Annotated in this window: 17 protein-coding genes; 6 read left to right on the top strand and 11 right to left on the bottom strand. The window is 60.4% G+C overall.

Translation table 11 applies throughout. From position 1 onward, the window contains the following. Positions 1-33: 33 nt before the first annotated feature. From pyk to gcl, 5 genes are all read right to left on the bottom strand, one after another. Positions 34-1449 carry a pyruvate kinase gene (gene pyk, locus C5F71_RS21140; protein ID WP_104911869.1) on the bottom strand — a complete coding sequence of 472 codons (1416 nt, stop codon included), beginning with the start codon at positions 1447-1449 and terminating at the stop codon, positions 34-36. Beyond that, positions 1439-2719, bottom strand: coding sequence for a glycerate kinase (locus tag C5F71_RS21145; RefSeq protein ID WP_104911870.1), 1281 nt, complete (start codon positions 2717-2719; stop codon positions 1439-1441). The genes pyk and C5F71_RS21145 overlap by 11 nt, the downstream gene beginning before the upstream one ends. Before the next feature lie 168 nt (positions 2720-2887). Then, the gene (locus tag C5F71_RS21150) at positions 2888-3778 is read right to left on the bottom strand and encodes a 2-hydroxy-3-oxopropionate reductase (RefSeq protein ID WP_029292631.1); all 891 of its coding nucleotides are present in this window, start codon (positions 3776-3778) and stop codon (positions 2888-2890) included. Positions 3779-3928: 150 nt separating this feature from the next. Continuing rightward, the gene (hyi, locus tag C5F71_RS21155) at positions 3929-4711 is read right to left on the bottom strand and encodes a hydroxypyruvate isomerase (protein WP_070995409.1); all 783 of its coding nucleotides are present in this window, start codon (positions 4709-4711) and stop codon (positions 3929-3931) included. Positions 4712-4721: 10 nt separating this feature from the next. After that, entirely contained in the window at positions 4722-6497 is a 1776-nt protein-coding gene (gcl, locus tag C5F71_RS21160) for a glyoxylate carboligase (protein ID WP_104911871.1), read from the bottom strand. A 268-nt stretch (positions 6498-6765) separates the two neighbouring features. Between gcl and C5F71_RS21165 the strand changes: the two genes are divergently transcribed. Beyond that, the gene (locus C5F71_RS21165; RefSeq protein WP_104911872.1) at positions 6766-7206 is read left to right on the top strand and encodes a heme-binding protein; all 441 of its coding nucleotides are present in this window, start codon (positions 6766-6768) and stop codon (positions 7204-7206) included. 136 nt (positions 7207-7342) lie between these two features. Here the strand turns inward: C5F71_RS21165 and C5F71_RS21170 are convergent, their stop codons facing one another. Together C5F71_RS21170 and C5F71_RS21175 are read right to left on the bottom strand one after the other, a co-directional pair. After that, positions 7343-7801, bottom strand: coding sequence for a transposase (locus C5F71_RS21170; RefSeq protein ID WP_071610039.1), 459 nt, complete (start codon positions 7799-7801; stop codon positions 7343-7345). Positions 7802-8008: 207 nt separating this feature from the next. Then, a complete protein-coding gene (locus C5F71_RS21175) occupies positions 8009-8614 on the bottom strand; it encodes a TetR/AcrR family transcriptional regulator (protein WP_029292641.1) in 606 nt (201 codons plus the stop codon). Between the two features lie 134 nt (positions 8615-8748). Here C5F71_RS21175 and C5F71_RS21180 point away from each other — a divergent pair, with 134 nt between their 5' ends. Beyond that, a complete protein-coding gene (locus tag C5F71_RS21180) occupies positions 8749-9663 on the top strand; it encodes a DUF808 domain-containing protein (RefSeq protein ID WP_104911873.1) in 915 nt (304 codons plus the stop codon). Positions 9664-9714: 51 nt separating this feature from the next. On the opposite strand, the gene C5F71_RS21185 is transcribed toward C5F71_RS21180, so the two are convergent. The 3 genes from C5F71_RS21185 to C5F71_RS21195 form a co-directional block, all read right to left on the bottom strand. Next, complete coding sequence (locus C5F71_RS21185) at positions 9715-10182, bottom strand: hypothetical protein (protein ID WP_104911874.1); 468 nt, start codon at positions 10180-10182, stop codon at positions 9715-9717. Between the two features lie 191 nt (positions 10183-10373). Then, on the bottom strand, positions 10374-11162 hold the full coding sequence (locus C5F71_RS21190; RefSeq protein ID WP_070995408.1) for a VacJ family lipoprotein: 789 nt from the start codon (positions 11160-11162) through the stop codon (positions 10374-10376). Beyond that, complete coding sequence (locus tag C5F71_RS21195; protein ID WP_029292647.1) at positions 11155-12453, bottom strand: serine/threonine protein kinase; 1299 nt, start codon at positions 12451-12453, stop codon at positions 11155-11157. The genes C5F71_RS21190 and C5F71_RS21195 overlap by 8 nt, the downstream gene beginning before the upstream one ends. A gap of 237 nt (positions 12454-12690) precedes the next feature. Between C5F71_RS21195 and C5F71_RS21200 the strand changes: the two genes are divergently transcribed. Continuing rightward, complete coding sequence (locus tag C5F71_RS21200; RefSeq protein ID WP_029292649.1) at positions 12691-13059, top strand: hypothetical protein; 369 nt, start codon at positions 12691-12693, stop codon at positions 13057-13059. A gap of 346 nt (positions 13060-13405) precedes the next feature. On the opposite strand, the gene C5F71_RS21205 is transcribed toward C5F71_RS21200, so the two are convergent. Beyond that, positions 13406-14959, bottom strand: coding sequence for a glycosyl hydrolase family 17 protein (locus tag C5F71_RS21205; RefSeq protein WP_070995440.1), 1554 nt, complete (start codon positions 14957-14959; stop codon positions 13406-13408). A 273-nt stretch (positions 14960-15232) separates the two neighbouring features. Between C5F71_RS21205 and C5F71_RS21210 the strand changes: the two genes are divergently transcribed. The 3 genes from C5F71_RS21210 to C5F71_RS21220 all read left to right on the top strand — a co-directional run bounded on the left by C5F71_RS21210 (position 15233) and on the right by C5F71_RS21220 (position 18292). Further along, positions 15233-16084, top strand: a complete 852-nt coding sequence (locus C5F71_RS21210; RefSeq protein WP_029292653.1) for a glycine betaine ABC transporter substrate-binding protein — start codon at positions 15233-15235, stop codon at positions 16082-16084. Between the two features lie 241 nt (positions 16085-16325). Then, on the top strand, positions 16326-16637 hold the full coding sequence (locus tag C5F71_RS21215; protein ID WP_029292656.1) for a DUF485 domain-containing protein: 312 nt from the start codon (positions 16326-16328) through the stop codon (positions 16635-16637). After that, positions 16634-18292 (top strand): cation acetate symporter, encoded by a 1659-nt coding sequence (locus tag C5F71_RS21220; protein ID WP_029292658.1) that lies wholly within the window; start codon positions 16634-16636, stop codon positions 18290-18292. Before C5F71_RS21215 ends, C5F71_RS21220 begins: the two co-directional genes overlap by 4 nt. Positions 18293-18414: the final 122 nt, after the last annotated feature.

Here is an 18414-nt window from a genome sequence, read left to right on the forward strand (position 1 = left end):
GCGGGCTTGCCCGCGATAAGGCCCGAACAGACGCTAGATCAACGTCTCGATACGCAGCGAGTTGGTCGACCCCGGCTGCCCAAAGGGCACCCCCGCGGTGATCAACAACGTATCCCCACGCTGCGCCATGCCCTGGGCCTGGGCGATTTCCAGCGCCGTGGAACACACCTCGTCCACTTGCCGCAACCGATCATTGACCACCGAATGCACGCCCCAGGCCACGCTCAGGCGCCGGGCGGTGGACAGGTTCGGCGTGAGATTGAGGATCGGCACCGCCGGCCGTTCCCGCGCCGCGCGCAGGCTGGAGCTACCCGACTCGCTGTAGTTCACCAGCACCGCCACCGGCAGGATGCTGCTGATCCGGCGGATTGCGCAGCTGATGGCGTCGGACACCGTGGCCTCGGCCTTGGGTCGGCTTACATCCAACTGGGTCTGGTAATCCGGGCCGTTCTCCACCTGGCGAATGATCTTGCTCATCATCTGCACCGCTTCCAATGGGTATTCGCCGGAGGCGGTTTCGGCCGACAACATCACCGCATCGGTGCCCTCGGCGACGGCATTGGCCACGTCGGTGACTTCGGCGCGGGTGGGGGCCGGCGAGAAACGCATGGATTCGAGCATCTGCGTGGCCACCACCACCGGCTTGCCCAACTGGCGGCAGGTGCTGATGATGTCTTTTTGGATTTGCGGCACGCTTTCGGCCGGTACTTCCACGCCCAGATCCCCTCTGGCGACCATGATCGCATCGCTCAGCTCGGCGATTTCATGCAGGTAGCGCACCGCCGAGGGCTTCTCGATCTTCGCCATCAAGAACGCCTTGTCGCCGATCAGCTCGCGGGCTTCGCGGATGTCTTCGGGACGCTGCACAAACGACAGCGCCACCCAGTCCACGCCCAGTTCCAGGCCGAAGCTCAGGTCGCGGCGATCCTTGGCGGTCAGTGGGCTGAGTTCCAACAAGGCTTGTGGGACATTCACCCCTTTACGGTCGGACAGTTCACCGCCATTCAATACCGTGGTGTCGATTGCATCGGCATGTTTGGTAATCACCCGCAGGCGCAGCTTGCCGTCGTCCAGCAGCAGGTCCATGCCCGGCTCCAGGGCCTTGATGATTTCCGGATGGGGCAGGTTGACCCGGCGCTGGTCGCCCGGCGTGGGGTCAAGGTCCAGGCGCAAGGCCTGGCCACGCACCAGTTGCACCTTGCCCTCGGCAAAACGCCCGACGCGCAGTTTCGGCCCCTGCAGGTCCATCAGGATCCCCAGCGGGTAGTTGAGTTGGCGCTCGACCTGGCGGATCCACTGGTAGCGCTGGGCATGGTCGGCGTGATCGCCATGGCTGAAGTTCAGGCGGAAGATATTCACCCCGGCTTGCACCAGCTCGCGGATGTCATCGATGCCGTCGGTGGCCGGCCCCAGGGTGGCGAGGATTTTGACCTTCTTGTCAGGCGTCATGTTCAGGACTCTCAAGTATCAGAATGGCGCGGAAGTCGTTGACGTTGGTACGGGTCGGCTCGGTGACGATCAACGCGTCGAGTGCCGCGAAATAGCCGTAGCCATTGTTGTTGTCCAGCTCATCGCTGGCCGACAGGCCCAAGGCCTCGGCGCGGGCGTAACTGGTGGGGGTCATGATCGCCCCGGCGTTGTCTTCGGAACCGTCGATGCCGTCGGTGTCGCCGGCCAGGGCGTACACGCCGGGCAGGCCCTTGAGGCTGTCGGTCAGGCTTAGCAGGAACTCGGCGTTGCGTCCGCCACGGCCATTGCCGCGCACGGTCACGGTGGTCTCGCCGCCGGACAGGATCACGCAGGGCGCTGCCAGTGGCTGGCCGTGCTGGATGATCTGCCGGGTGATGCCGGCGTGGACCTTGGCCACGTCCCGGGCTTCGCCTTCCAGGTCGCCGAGGATCAGCGGGCTGAAACCGGCCTGGCGCACTTTTACCGCCACTGCTTCCAAAGACTGCTGCGGCCGTGCAATCAGTTGGAAATGGCTGCGCGCAAGACACGGATCGCCGGGTTTGACGGTCTCCGACTCAGGGCTTTGCAACCAACTGCGCACCGAGGCCGGGATGTCGATCTGGTAACGCTTGAGGATCGCCAGCGCTTGTTGCGAGGTGCTCGGGTCGCCCACGGTCGGGCCGGAGGCAATCACTGTGGCTTGATCGCCCGGTACGTCGGAAATCGCGTAGGTGTAGACGCTGGCGGGCCAGGACGCCTTGGCCAATCGCCCGCCCTTGATCGCCGAGAGGTGCTTGCGCACGCAATTCATCTCGCCGATGGTGGCGCCGGATTTGAGCAGGGCCTTGTTGATCGCTTGCTTGTCGGCCAGGGTAATCCCCGCTGCGGGCAAGGCCAGCAGGGCGGAGCCGCCACCGGACAAGAGGAAGATCACGCGGTCGTCTTCGTTCAGGTTGCTGATCAGCTCCAGCACGCGCTTGGCCACGGCCTGGCCAGCAGCATCGGGCACTGGGTGCGCGGCTTCGACCACTTCGATTTTCTGGCAGGGCGCGCCGTGGCCGTAGCGGGTGACCACCAGGCCTGAGACTTGGCCTTGCCAGCTGTTTTCCACCACCAGGGCCATGGCGGCCGCAGCTTTGCCCGCGCCGATCACGATCACGCGGCCGCTGCGGTCAGCGGGTAGGTAAGGTTCGAGGACTTGCCGGGGGTGGGCAGCGTCGATGGCTGTGGCAAACAGCTCGCGAAGCAGGTGTTGCGGATCGACCGACATAAGCGGGCTCCCGGATTTTTGTTATTGGATTTGAAGCTTGAAGCGCAATCAAAATGTGGGAGCTGGCTTGCCTGCGATGGCGGTGCGCGGGGCGATTAATCTGTCACTCAAAGACCGCTATCGCAGGCAAGCCAGCTCCCACAAGGTATTGCCTTTCAAAAGGCGGGGTTACTTATCGCGAATCGAGAAGTTCGCCATATGCTCCAGGCCCTTGATCAGCGCTGAATGGTCCCAGTTGCCGCCGCCAATCGCGGTGCAGGTGCTGAACACTTGTTGGGTGCCGGCGGTGTTGGGCAGGTTGATTCCCAGCTCCTTGGCGCCGGCCAGGGCCAGGTTCAAGTCCTTCTGGTGCAGGTTTATACGGAAGCCCGGGTCGAAGGTGCCTTTGATCATGCGCTCGCCATGCACTTCGAGGATCTTCGACGAGGCGAAGCCACCCATCAGCGCTTCGCGCACCTTGGCCGGATCTGCGCCGTTCTTCGAAGCAAATAGCAGCGCTTCAGCCACGGCCTGGATGTTCAGGGCGACGATGATCTGGTTCGCCACCTTGGCGGTCTGGCCATCGCCATTGCCACCCACCAGGGTGATGTTCTTGCCCATGCTCTGGAACAGCGACAGGGCGCGCTCGAAGGTCTGCGGCTCGCCGCCGACCATGATGCTCAGGGTCCCGGCCTTGGCGCCGACTTCACCACCCGATACCGGGGCGTCGAGGTACTGCGCGCCAGTGGCGTTGATCTTCGCGGCAAAAGCCTTGGTGGCGGTGGGCGAGATCGAACTCATGTCGATCACCACTTTGTTCGGCGACAGGCCGGCCGCTACACCATCGGCGCGGAACAACACGTCATCGACCTGAGGGGTGTCGGGCACCATGACGATGATGAACTCTGCTTCCTGGGCCACTTGCTGCGGGTTGGCCAGGGCCACGGCACCGGCGGCGATCAGCTCGGCGGGTGCTTTGCCATGGTGCTCGGACAGGAACAGTTGATGACCTGCTTTCTGCAGGTTCGCGGCCATGGGTTGGCCCATGATGCCGGTGCCGATAAAGCCGATTTTAGCCATGATCAAATCCTCTTTTTATTCGTTATGCAGGTTTTGCACTGCCCCCTGTGGGAGCTGGCTTGCCTGCGATGGCTTCACCTGGGTATGCCTGATACACCGAGGTGTCTGCATCGCAGGCAAGCCAGCTCCTACAGGTTTTTATGGTGTCGGTCAGATCGCGTTATGGGTCTTGAGCCAGCCAAGGCCGGCTTCGGTCGTGGTCAACGGCTTGTACTCGCAGCCCACCCAGCCCTGATACCCAATCCGCTCCAGATGCTCGAACAGGAAGCGGTAGTTGATCTCACCGGTGCCCGGCTCGTTGCGCCCTGGGTTGTCGGCCAACTGGATATGGTTGATCTGATCCAGGTGAGTGGCCATGGTGCGGGCCAGGTCGCCTTCCATGATTTGCATGTGATAGATGTCGTATTGCAGGAACAGGTTGGCGCTGCCCACTTGTTCGCGGATCGCCAGGGCCTGGGCCGTGTTGTTCAGGTAGAAACCGGGAATGTCGCGGGTGTTGATCGCTTCCATCACCAGCTTGATGCCCACCGCTTGCAGCTTGTCGGCGGCGTATTTGAGGTTGGCGACAAAGGTTTTTTCCAGGGTGGCGTCATCCACGCCGGCAGGGCGAATCCCCGCCAGGCAGTTGATCTGGGTATTGCCCAGCACCTGGGCATAGGCGATGGCCAGGTTGACCCCCGCGCGGAATTCCTCGACCCGCTCAGGGTGGCAGGCCAGGCCGCGCTCGCCGCTGGCCCAGTCGCCGGCCGGCAGGTTGAACAGCACTTGGGTCAGGCCGTGGGCGTCGAGTTGCGCCTTGATTTCGGCAGAGCTGAACTCGTAGGGGAACAGGTATTCCACCCCACTGAAACCGGCGTCGGCGGCGGCTTTGAAGCGGGCGAGAAAGTCCTGCTCGGTAAACAGCATGGACAGGTTGGCGGCAAAACGCGGCATGGTGTTCTCCTTAATCGAGCATTGAAATGGCAGTCGGTGCGTCGTTGCCCACCAATGCCAGATCTTCGAATTCGTTGACGGCGTTGATCTCGGTGCCCATGGAAATATTGGTCACGCGCTCCAGAATGATCTCGACAATCACCGGCACCTTGAACTCTTCGATCATTGCCTGGGCCTTGCGCAGCGCGGGCTGGATCTGGCCCGGCTCGAATACACGCAGGGCCTTGCACCCCAGGCCTTCGGCGACGGCGACGTGGTCGACGCCATAACCGTTGAGTTCCGGGGCGTTGAGGTTGTCGAAAGACAACTGCACGCAGTAGTCCATTTCAAAACCGCGCTGGGCCTGGCGGATCAGCCCCAGGTACGAGTTGTTCACCACCACGTGGATGTACGGCAGCTTGAACTGCGCGCCCACGGCCAGCTCTTCGATCATGAACTGGAAGTCATAGTCGCCCGACAGTGCCACCACCTTGCGACTCGGGTCGGCCTTGACCACGCCCAGCGCAGCAGGAATGGTCCAGCCCAGCGGGCCGGCCTGGCCGCAGTTGATCCAGTGGCGTGGCTTGTAGACGTGCAGGAACTGCGCGCCGGCAATCTGCGACAGGCCGATGGTGCTGACGTAGCAGGTATCTTTACCGAACACCTGGTTCATCTCTTCGTACACCCGTTGCGGCTTGACCGGTACGTTGTCGAAGTGCGTCTTGCGGTGCAGGGTGGCTTTGCGCTGCTGGCAATCATGCAGCCAGGCGCTGCGGTCCTTGAGCTTGCCGGCGGCTTTCCACTCGCGGGCCACTTCAATAAACAGGGTCAGCGCGGCGCCGGCGTCGGACACGATGCCCAGGTCCGGGGTGAATACGCGGCCGATTTGCGTCGGCTCGATGTCAACGTGAATGAACTTGCGCCCCTCGGTGTACACCTCCACCGAACCGGTGTGGCGGTTGGCCCAGCGGTTGCCGACGCCCAGCACCACGTCCGACTTGAGCATCGTCGCGTTGCCGTAGCGGTGCGAGGTTTGCAGGCCGACCATGCCCACCATCAGCGGGTGGTCGTCGGGGATGGTGCCCCAGCCCATCAGGGTCGGGATCACCGGGATACCCGTCAGTTCGGCGAATTCCACCAGCAGTTCGCTGGCGTCGGCATTGATCACGCCGCCACCGCTGACCAGCAGCGGGCGCTCGGCCTGATCGAGCATGGCCAGGGCTTTTTCGACCTGGATGCGCGTGGCCAGTGGCTTGGCCAATGGCAGTGGCTGGTAGGCGTCGATATCAAACTCGATCTCAGCCATCTGTACGTCGAATGGCAAGTCGATCAGCACCGGGCCGGGGCGGCCGGAGCGCATTTCATAGAAAGCTTTCTGGAACGCATACGGCACCTGGCCAGGCTCTAGCACGGTGGTTGCCCACTTGGTCACGGGCTTGACGATGCTGGTGATATCCACGGCCTGGAAATCTTCCTTGTGCATCCGGGCGCGAGGTGCTTGCCCGGTGATGCACAGGATCGGGATGGAATCGGCCGAGGCGCTGTACAGGCCGGTGACCATATCGGTGCCCGCCGGGCCCGACGTGCCGATGCACACGCCGATATTGCCGGCCTTGGTGCGGGTGTACCCCTCGGCCATGTGCGAAGCGCCTTCCACGTGGCGAGCAAGGACGTGATCGATGCCGCCGACCTTTTGCAGGGCGGAATACAACGGGTTGATCGCGGCGCCTGGGATACCGAAGGCGGTGTCTACACCCTCACGGCGCATCACCAGGACAGCGGCTTCGATTGCTCTCATTTTGCTCATGGTTTTGGTGCCTCTTGCGTTTTGTAATTGTATACAAGTGGTGTTGCTTCAAAGTGTATTCACGGCGAGCGGCGCAGGTCAATCCATTTTGTCTCAGAGCCTGTGCATTCGTCGGAAGGCTTTTTAGCGGGAGTATTTCGACGTGTGGTGCGTATGTTTCGAAATATTGTATACAAAAAATAAATCTATTGTGTTCTATTTGTTGCATCCGGCTTCTGATCAATCAGAGCCCCAAGGCTTTCTCAATAACAAGATAAGGACGGCACCCATGAGCGCTCTAACCTTGAAAGTCGCAGTCAACCTGGTCAGCCAGGCCATCACCGCAGGCCGCACCATTGCCGCTGCACCGCTGACCATCGCGGTGCTCGACAGCGGCGGACACCTGATCACCCTGCAACGGGAAGACGGCGCCAGCCTGCTGCGCCCGCAAATCGCCATCGGCAAGGCCTGGGGCGCGATAGCCCTGGGCAAGGGCTCGCGCTTGCTGGCGCTGGATGCCCAACAGCGGCCGGCGTTTATTGCCGCCTTGAACAGCCTGGGGCAGGGCGGTGTAGTGCCGGCACCGGGCGGGGTGTTGATACGGGACCCAGCGGGCGTGGTGCTGGGGGCGATCGGGATCAGTGGGGATACGTCGGATATCGATGAGCAGTGCGCGATCACGGCGATTGAGGGGCTGGGGTTGTTGGCGGATGCGGGGGGGTCCGCTTGATGTTGTAGTGACAGGGCAATAGCCATCGCAGGCAAGCCAGCTCCCACACTGGATTGGTGCCCTGCGCACATTGTTTGAGCCATGCAATCAATTGTGGGAGCTGGCTTGCCTGCGATGCTGGCGACTCGGTCTGTGCTCATAACCAGATTGCATCCCACAGCGGATAGTCGCCGCACGTCTTTACAAGGCCGGCCCTCAGGGGGTTGGCAACAATGTATCGAGCAATACTCTCGAGGCTTTCTTCCCGACGCACAGCATGATCATGAAAGCCGGGTTGCCATAGGCGTCCCTGTCGACCAGCTACTGCATTGACCACCCGGGTGCTTTTGGATTTTACCTGGCGCATCAAATCGGCCAGAGAGCCTTGATCCAGTGAAATCAGCCAATGGAAGTGATCAGGCATGACTACCCAGGCCAGCGAGGTCACTAGTCCTTGGCTTTGAGCGATTCTAAATTGCTGAACCACCAATCGACCTAATCTGAAATCCTCGAATATCGGGGTTCGATCCAGTGTATTGGTGGTGAGGTGATAGATTCGATTGGGTTCGTTGTAGCGCCCGATGCGCAGGCGGTTTGATGCAGGTAAGTCAGGCATTCCATTGCCTCTCTCCAGAAAGTGTTCTGAGAGGCTAGATTCGGGAAGCTGGGTTGGGTGAGCAGGCTTTTAGCAGGATGTGTCTGAGCGATTGCTATCGCGGGCAAGCCCGCTCCCACATTGGCTTTGCGGTGTTCATACAAGCTGTGTCTGGTGCAGATCCAAATGTGGGAGCTGGCTTGCCTGCGATAGCCACACCACCGCCCATCAGTCCGGCTCGCACCCCTTCAACACCAGCCGAATAATCGTCTGCGCCGCCGCTTCATAATCGGCCTCGTCGAGCTTGGCCTTGCCGGTCACCGCCGAGATCTGCCAGTCGAAGTCGGCATAGGTCTGGGTCGCCGCCCAGATGCTGAACATCAGGTGATGAGGATCAATCGCGGCGATCAGGCCGCGATCGACCCAGCTCTGGATGCAATCGATATTGTGCTTGGCCTGGGCGTTGAGCTGCTGCACCTGCTCGGGGCTCAGGTGGGGGGCGCCGTGCATGATTTCGCTGGCGAACACTTTCGAGGCAAACGGCAGGTCGCGGGAGATGCTGATTTTTGAACGGATATAGCCGCTCAATACCTGCTTGGGGTCGCCGTCCGGGTTGAAGGGGGTGGAGGCGGCCAGGATCGGCTCGATGATGCTTTCGAGCACCTCGCGGTAGAGGTTGTCCTTGGACTTGAAGTAGTAATAGACGTTGGGCTTGGGCAGCCCGGCCTTGGCGGCGATATCACTGGTTTTGGTCGCGGCGAAGCCCTTGTCGGCAAACTCCTCGCTGGCAGCCCGCAGGATCAGTTCTTTGTTGCGCTCGCGAATGGTGCTCATAGACCAGATCATTCCTTGCCAGGACAGGCGGTTGCGCATGGTAGCACCGGCGATCCGCGCGCCTCAAGAATCTGCCCGCGACGCTTTGTACCACGCTATGCTGCGAAATATCCCACATTAAGGACGTCCGATTCATGGCAGGAAGCAGCTTGTTGGTTTTGATCGATGACATCGCCGCGGTTCTCGACGATGTGGCCCTGATGACAAAAATGGCTGCCAAGAAAACCGCCGGTGTGCTGGGTGACGATCTGGCGCTCAATGCCCAGCAAGTCTCTGGCGTGCGCGCCGAGCGGGAAATTCCGGTGGTGTGGGCCGTTGCCAAGGGCTCGTTTATCAACAAACTGATCCTGGTGCCTACCGCGCTATTGATCAGCGCCTTCGCACCGTGGGCGGTCACGCCACTGCTGATGCTCGGCGGTGCCTATCTGTGTTTCGAAGGCTTTGAAAAGCTCGCCCATAAATTCCTGCACAGCAAGGCGGATGATCAGGCCGAGCACGCGCAGTTAGTCGAAGCGGTGGCCGACCCCGCAACAGACCTGGTGGCCTTCGAGAAGGACAAGATCAAGGGCGCGATCCGCACCGACTTTATCCTCTCCGCCGAAATCATCGCCATCACCCTGGGCACCGTGGCCGACGCGCCGTTGATGCAGCAAGTGATCGTGTTGTCGGGCATCGCCCTGGTCATGACCATCGGCGTGTACGGCCTGGTGGCCGGCATCGTCAAGCTCGATGACCTGGGGCTGTGGATGGCGCAAAAGCCCGGCCAACTGGTACGTGATATCGGCAACGGGCTTCTGCGGGCCGCGCCGTACATGATGAAAAGCCTCTCGGTGATTGGTACTGCGGCGATGTTCATGGTCGGTGGTGGCATCCTGACTCACGGCGTGCCCGTAGTGCATCACTGGATTGAGAGCGTCAGCCAGAGTGTTGGCGGCATCACTTGGTTGATGCCGACTTTGCTCAATGCCATCGTAGGGATCATCGCTGGGGCGGTGGTACTGGCGGTGGTCTCGGTAGCGAGCAAGCTGTGGCGTGCCTTGAAGGGGTGAGCGAATGAGCGCACTGAAGGCCCTCTGTTGAAGAGGGCCAATGGGGTTGGATTATTGCAGTGCGCTGTAGCCTTTTTCACTGAAAGCCTTGAGCTTCTGTGCTTCCGACCCTGCTGAAACACTGCCGAACTGACCGAAACCTTGTATGTGTTGATCGTTCTGTTGGGCCGGATCCTGGCGCGTGATATCGGTGCGGCCATTGATGTGATTGACTACTTCGGCCAGGTTATAGGCGGCATCAGCGCGTGATTCAGGGTTGCGGTTGGCAGGGCTCCAGTCGCCGGTTTGATTCTTGAGCTGATTGAAGAAACTATTTGCAAAAGGACCGTTTTGTTTCAGGACATCTTTGAGGATCGGATTGTCCTTGAAGATTTGTTGTGCACTGCGCGTATCCCCGGCAGGTCGGCCATGGGCGCCTCTGGGGGCTTGCAGGTCAGGCGTTGTTGAAGTCAGGGGTTCGACTGCCACAGGGCCGAGGGCTACAGGCTGGGTGGTGGGTGGGGAAACAGAGATCGTCATGTTGAAATTCCACGGGAGAGTTCGAGGTGGGCAGCGCAGTCAGCCTGTTTTATGTCAGGCGTATCAGCGTGGGTGCTTGAACGTGCGTGGTAAACATGTACGAAACGGTTCCGAGCAGTGCCGGAGAGTGACGCTTACAGCCATTAAAAAGGCCATCGAAGCGATCGATGGCCTTTTGTTTGTGTCGAGTATCACTCTGCTATCTGTAGTTTTCGCGATTCGCTGTACACGTACCGCACCTTTTCATACTCGAACGGCGAGTTCATCTGGCCGTAGCGAAAGCTCGTCTGGTAGCGCTTGTCTACCGCGCGCAACGCCCAGATTTCCGGGTGGTTGGAGCTGACTTCGGCGACGTTGAGGTAGTTGATCTGGGATTCGGCGGTGTAGTCCACCAACAGGCCGCCGGTGTCGCGCAGGTTCGACGGGCCGAGGATCGGCAGGATCAGGTAGGCGCCGCCGGGTACGCCGTAGAAGCCCAGGGTCTGGCCGAAGTCTTCGCTTTGGCGGGGCAGGCCCATGGCGGTGGCCGGGTCCCACAGGCCGGCGATGCCGAGGGTGGTGTTGACCAGCAGGCGGCCGGTGGTTTCCAGGGAGCGGTGGCCCTTGAGCTGCAGCAGGCTGTTCATCAGGTTGGGCACGTCGCCCAGGTTGTTGAAGAAGTTGCTGACGCCGGTACGCAGGAAACTTGGGGTGACGTAGCGATAGCCATCGACCACCGGCAAGAATACCCATTGGTCGAAGCGATAATTGAAGTGGTACACCCGGCGGTTCCACGACTCCAGCGGGTCATAGACGTTGAGGGCGTTGAGGGTCGAACGCTCGAATTCGCGCTGGTCCAGGCCAGGGTTGAACTTGAGTTTGCTCAAGGGCTCTTTGAAGCCATCCTGGTCGACCACGGTCGGTGCGTGAGCCTTGCTGTTGTCCGCGTTGGCAACGCCTGCACAGAGTAAGGCCGCGAGAAGCAGGAGATGTTTAGCCACGGAAGAACTCCAGCATAGCGTCGGCGTTGACGCGGTAATTGAGGTTGCCGCAATGGCCGCCCAGTGGGTAGACGGTCAGGCGATCGCCGAAGGTCTTGCGCAAAAAGCCCAGGTCGCCAGGGCCGAGGATCACGTCGTCGGCGTTGTGCATCACGGCAATTTTCGGGCTGTCGCGCAGATAGTCCTCAAGGGCATACAGGCTGACCTGGTCGACCAATTGCAGCAGGCTGCCGCCGTCGGAGCGGGCACGCCACATCGGGATCACTTGTTCGGTGAGGTAGCAGTCGAAATCACATTGCAGGGCACGCTTGAGGAACGGCGTGAGGCTGGTGCTTTCGGTGATCGGGTACTTGGGCGGGATAATCAGGCCACGGCGGTTGATCAGGTCCGAGGTGAAGGCGATATCGGCCGCCGAGAAGCGGAACGAGGTGCCGATCAGCATCGCCATCTGCTCGTTGGTCAGGTGCTCCTTGGAGTTCTGGAAGTCGTAGAGCAGGGCGTCGTTGAGGTCGATGTAGCCTTTTTGCTGGAAGTAACGGGTCAGCTTGTTCAGCACCAGTTCATAGAAGGTGGTGCTGTTGTTGATGCCCTTGACCTCGGTCTGCACCAGTTTGTCGAGGTTGGTGATGGAGGTATAGAGGTTGACTGGCGGGTTGAGCAGCAACACCTTCTTGAAGTTGAAGCTGCGCCGCGTTTCGTCCAGCTTGCTGACGAACGCCGCGTCCAGCGCGCCCAGGCTGTAGCCGGTGAGGTAGAAGTCGGTGACTGGCAACGTGGCGTTTTGCGCACGTACGGCCTGCATCACGCGGTACATGTCCTCGGCGTCTTCCTGGGTGATGCCGGGGGTGGCAAAGCGCGAGGCGGCGCTGATGAAGTCAAAGCTGGTAGGCGACGACAATTGGACGACGTGGTAGCCGGCCTTGTAGTAGAGCTTTTTCAGGTATTCATTCAGGCTGCTGTCAAAGCGCGCACCGGTGCCGGCGATCAAGAAGATCAGCGGTGCCGCACGGTCTTGCTTGGCAATGCGGTAGGTGAGTTTCTTCACCGCCCAGAAGTTGTCGGGCAGGCTGAATTCACGCTCCGGGCGCATGGTCAGGGTGTAGTCGGACTGGTTGATGTCATCGATGGATGGCAAGTCCGGCCGCAGATCCGGTGGCGTTGTGGCGATGGTCGCTTCGAACGGGTTGGTCAAAGGGTAGCCATAGCTGGCCGGGTCGATATCGACCGCCAGTGCTGACGCACTCAAAAAAAGGCCGCCCAACAGGGCAGCACAGCGCAAGGAACGGAGCATGACTAAATCCCTAAGAGGAAAACGTGCTGAATGAAGTTCGCAGGCTATGACCACCGCGTTGTCACCGAAGTGCCAGCCATCGGCACTAAATATCGGAAAAAAACGTAGGAATCGGGGTAATAGTAGCCAGACGATACACTTTGGCACGCTTTGATGAATAGTTATCTGCGTGCAACCCTTGCCAATGGCCCCTGGGAGATTAAGCTGGGCGCCGTTTTCGCCTATCGGAGTGCCCTTATGTCCCCTCGTTTGCCGCTGATCCTACTGCTGTTGGCCTTGCCGTTATGGTTGGCCGCCAGTTATGGCGCCCGTTACGGGTTTATGGAAGACGGGCAGTGGGTGGGCATCTGCGCTGACGACGCCAGCCGCTGGGAGTGCCAGTTGCGCGCCAATCTTGGGTTGATGATTCACTTTCGGGTGCTGGGTTGGGCCGCGTTGGTCACGTCTATTCTGGCGTTCTTGCTGCCAGGCCGTGCGGGCTGGGGGTTGGCGGTGTTGGGGCTGGCGTTCGGAATCCCGGCATTGGCGTTGTACAACACCAATTTTGCGGTGTTTGCGTTGGTGATTGCCGGGTTGCGGTTGGTCAGGGCGCCTCGGGCTGTCTGATAGGGCCAATCGCAGCATAAGTATCTACACAACTTTCAGAAACTGACGCCCCCCGTGGCGAGCGGGCTTGTCGGAACGCCGCATCGCCCGCGCTGGGCTGCGAAGCAGCCCCAAAAAGCCCGCCGCGTTTCTTCAGATAAATCGCGATGGCCGGGTTTAGGGCTGCTTCGCAGCCCAGCGCGGGCGATGCGGCGTTCCGACAAGCCCGCTCGCCACAACTGCGCAATATGCTTGGATTTAGGTGTTGCGGCAAAGTTGTGTAGATACCGATGCCAATCGCAGGCAAGCCAGCTCCCACATTTGAATGTATTCACAGATCAAAATGTGGGAGCGCGCGATAGCAATCTCAGGGTTTGCGCACCCGCAGGCAACGCCACAGGGCAACCACCACCAAACCACTGACCAATGCCCAACCCAGCGCCTGCTGGTTCATCAAGCCTTCGCGGTACAGCTGCGGCGCAATGCCGGCACCGATGATGAAGGCCAGCAGGGCAATTTCCCGCCGTGGTCCGGTAACCGGGCGCAGCAGGTACACCAGCGCCGGCAGCAGCAGGGCGGCGCTGGGGAAGCTGCGGTAACGGGGGTCGAACACCAGCGCCAGCATCATCACTGCCGTGGCGAACCCGGCAAATGCGATCAGCCAGCCAGCGCGTTGCTCCAGCCAAGCGAAGGCCCGTTCACGCCAACCCTGGCGAGCGCTCAAGGCCAGGGCTGCATGGGCCAGCACCAACAGGTTCAGGGCCAGCAGCAGGCCGGCCCAGATCCACTCATCAGTGAAGCGCGCTGTCACCCGGGTCAGTTCGGCCCAGCTGCCAATGGAACCGGCCGCCACTGCGCCCAGCAACGGCAGCAACAACGCGGCGCGTGTGCTGCGAACACGCCCACCGAGCACCAGGGTGCCGAGCAGGATCAGCCCGCCAACGCCCAGCCACACCGGCCAGTACGGCACGTTGGTGACCGGGCCGGCCAGAATGCCCTTGTCTTGGCGATCGGCATCAAACAGCCCCCAGTAACCGCCAACCGCACCTTCGCTGGCGCGCTTCCACGGCTGGTCAAAGGCTTCGATCAGGTTGTAGTGCCAGCCATTGGCTTCGGCCATGGCGACAAAACCGCGAATGAACTTGGCTTCGTTGACCCGGCTCGGGACGGCGGTTTCGCGCTGGCGGCCTTCGCTGGGCCAGCCGGTTTCGCCAATCATCACGTCCTTGGGGGCGAAGCGGTTGCCGAATGTCTGGCGAATATCGCCGACATGGCGCAGGGCCTGATCGATACCTGCCGGGTCATCTTCCCAGTACGGCAACAGGTGGATGGTGAGGAAATCCACGGCCGGGGCAATTTCCGGGTGCTGCAGCCAGAACTCCCAGACGTCGGCGTAGGTAACTGGCTGCTGGATCTGGCTTTTGACTTGTTCGATCAGCTTCACCAACTGCGTGGCGGTGATTTCCTTGCGCAGCAGGGCTTCGTTGCCGACGATCACCGATGTGACCACGTCGGGGTTGGCATTGGCCGAGGCGATCAGCTTGTCGACTTCCTTGGCATTGTCCACCGGGTTGCTGCTGATCCAGGCACCGCTCATCAACTTCAGGCCATGCTTGCGCGCGAGGTCGGGCAGGGCTTCGAGGCCGGTCATGGAATAGGTGCGGATGCACTCAAAGCGCGTGGCCAACAGTGCCAGGTCGGCGTCCATGCGCTCGGGGCGCAGCTTGAACGGCTGGTCGAATGGCGATTGGTCCTTGTCGAATGGCGTGTAGGACGCGCATTGCAGCTTGTGACTGGCGCTGGCCACGTCCGGCAGCACCACTGGCTGGCCAAGGCCGTACCAGTAGCCGCCGAGGGCAAACAGGCCGAGCAACAAGGCAAATACATAAGGCAGGAAGGGGAAGCGGGCAGTCGCGGTCATGGTCAGGCCGTGTGGGAGCAAAGGCGCGCATCTTACCTGCATTTGCCGGTTTTCAGGGGCGCCGCATAATTTTGACATGCAAAGTTCGGGCGGAATTTTGACGTTACTTCCTGCGAATTGTCCTACTGGCGTTGTGATGTCGTTTCTTGCTCCGCTGAGGTCGTAGTCAGAGCAGGTCCACAGGGGCAGCAGGTTGATGATCGAACGGCACCACCTGACAACAGGTTGACGTCGCTCGGCATCCGCCGGGCGCAGCACTTTCGGGGAAGCACTATGAAGATGCGACGACTTTTGGGCGCAGCTGCCACGTTGGTAGTTGCGATGAGCTCCACACTGGCCAGCGCCGACAGCAAGACCCTGAGCATCGGCTATGTGGACGGCTGGTCGGACAGTGTCGCCACCACCCACGTGGCCGCTGAAGTGATCAAGCAAAAGCTGGGTTATGACGTGAAACTGCAGGCGGTCGCCACCGGGATCATGTGGCAGGGGCTGGCCACCGGCAAGCTCGACGCCATGCTGTCGGCCTGGCTGCCGGTGACCCATGGTGAGTACTGGACCAAGAACAAGGACAAGGTGGTCGACTACGGCCCCAACTTCAAGGATGCGAAGATCGGCTTGATCGTGCCGGAGTACGTCAAGGCCAAGTCCATTGAGGACTTGAAGACCGACACCACCTTCAAGAACAAGATTGTCGGCATCGATGCCGGTTCAGGGGTAATGCTCAAGACTGATGAAGCCATCAAGCAATACGGGCTGGACTATAAGCTGCAAGCCAGTTCCGGCGCAGCCATGATCGCCGAACTGACCCGCGCCGAAGACAAGCAGGACTCCATCGTGGTAACGGGTTGGGTGCCACACTGGATGTTCGCCAAATGGAAACTGCGTTTCCTTGACGATCCAAAAGGCATTTATGGCGCCGCCGAGACGGTCAATAGCATCGGCAGCAAGGGCCTGGAAAAGAAAGCCCCGGAAGTCGCGGCGTTCCTGAAGAAATTCCAGTGGGCCTCCAAGGATGAAATCGGCGAAGTGATGCTGGCCATCCAGGAAGGCACCAAGCCTGACGTGGCGGCCAAGGATTGGGTCGCCAAGCACCCTGAGCGTGTGGCCGAGTGGACCGCCCAATAATCGGATAAACCTGTAGGAGCGGGCTTGCTCGCGAAGAACGCAAAGACGCCGCAATCATCCAGGGTGTGCGCGTTATCGTTGACGTTTTTCGCGAGCAAGCTCGCTCCTGCAATTGTTTCTGTCGCCCCCCAAACCCTCGCTACACTGGTTCTAAGACTAAGGTCGTCTGGAACCTGTCCTGCAGCCGCATACAGTGGATACGTTCCAATAATAAAAAAGCTGTGCTGCGAGGATAAAAACAATGAACGACAGCATTTACCTCTCGATTCAAAACAGCCCGCGCTTCAAGGAGCTGGTAAGAAAAAGGGAAAAGTTCGCCTGGATTCTCTCGGCGATCATGCTTGGGCTTTACTCCGGATTCATCCTGTTGATCGCCTACGGACCCCAAGTCCTGGGGGCCAAGATCAGTCCTGAATCGTCCATAACCTGGGGAATCCCTATCGGGGTCGGGCTGATTGTCTCGGCCTTTGTTCTCACAGGCATCTACGTGCGACGCGCCAACGGCGAATTCGACGACCTGAACAATGCGATTCTCAAGGAGGCTGCGCAATGATCCGTCGTCTATTGGCTGTATTCGGCGCTTCGCTTTTTGCTCCTGCCGTTTGGGCGGCGGACGCATTGGCCGGTGAAGTGCACAAGCAACCGCTGAACATCGCAGCGATCCTGATGTTTGTCGCCTTCGTCGGCGCAACATTGTGCATTACCTACTGGGCATCCAAACGTAACAACTCGGCGGCCGACTACTATGCGGCCGGCGGCAAGATCACCGGTTTCCAGAACGGCCTGGCGATTGCCGGCGACTATATGTCGGCCGCGTCCTTCCTGGGGATTTCCGCGCTGGTGTTCACCTCTGGCTACGATGGCCTGATCTACTCGATCGGCTTCCTGGTGGGCTGGCCGATCATTCTGTTCCTGATCGCCGAGCGCCTGCGTAACCTGGGCAAGTACACCTTCGCTGACGTGGCGTCCTATCGCCTCGGGCAGACCCAGATCCGCAGCCTGTCGGCCTGTGGTTCGCTGGTGGTGGTGGCGTTCTACCTGATCGCGCAGATGGTCGGCGCGGGCAAGCTGATCCAGCTGCTGTTCGGCCTTGATTACCATGTAGCGGTGATCCTGGTGGGCATCCTGATGTGCCTCTATGTGTTGTTCGGCGGCATGCTGGCGACCACCTGGGTACAGATCATCAAGGCAGTGCTGCTGCTGTCCGGTGCCTCGTTCATGGCGCTGATGGTGATGAAGCACGTCAACTTCGACTTCAACATGCTGTTCTCCGAGGCGATCAAGGTTCACCCTAAAGGTGAGGCGATCATGAGCCCGGGCGGCCTGGTGAAAGACCCGATTTCGGCGTTCTCCCTCGGCCTGGCCCTGATGTTCGGTACCGCTGGCCTGCCACACATCCTGATGCGCTTCTTCACCGTGAGTGACGCTAAAGAAGCCCGTAAGAGCGTGCTGTATGCCACTGGCTTTATCGGCTACTTCTATATCCTGACCTTCATCATCGGCTTCGGCGCGATTCTGCTGGTCAGCACCAACCCGGCGTTCAAGGATGCAGCAGGCGCTCTGTTGGGCGGCAACAACATGGCGGCGGTGCACCTGGCCAACGCGGTGGGCGGCAGTATCTTCCTGGGCTTCATCTCGGCCGTGGCGTTTGCCACCATCCTCGCGGTGGTTGCCGGCTTGACCCTGGCCGGTGCTTCGGCGGTGTCCCATGACCTGTATGCCAGCGTGATCAAGAAAGGCAAGGCCAACGAGAAGGATGAGATTCGCGTGTCGAAGATCACCACCATCGCCCTGGCAGTGCTGGCGATTGGCTTGGGTATCCTGTTCGAAAGCCAGAACATTGCGTTCATGGTCGGCCTGGCGTTCTCCATCGCGGCCAGCTGCAACTTCCCGGTGCTGCTGCTTTCCATGTACTGGAAAAACCTCACCACCCGTGGCGCGATGATTGGCGGTTGGCTGGGCCTGGTCAGCGCGGTGGGCCTGATGATCCTGGGTCCGACCATCTGGGTCTCGATCCTGCATCATGAAAAGGCGATCTTCCCGTACGAATACCCGGCGCTGTTCTCGATGATCATCGCGTTCGTGGGTATCTGGTTCTTCTCCATCACCGACAAGTCGGCGGCGGCGGTGAAAGAACGAGCGCTGTACTTCCCGCAGTTTGTGCGTTCGCAGACTGGCCTGGGGGCAAGCGGGGCGGTTAACCACTAAGCTTGTAGCTCAATAAGAAATGCCCCGGTCGAAAGGCCGGGGCTTTTTTTATGGGCGGGTGGTTTGTAGTGTTTTGGCTGGCCTCATCGCGGGCAAGCCCGGCTCCCACATTGGCCGATGTA

This window comes from Pseudomonas sp. LG1D9 (genome assembly GCF_002949995.1).
GTDB classification, from domain to species: Bacteria; Pseudomonadota; Gammaproteobacteria; order Pseudomonadales; family Pseudomonadaceae; genus Aquipseudomonas; species Aquipseudomonas proteolytica.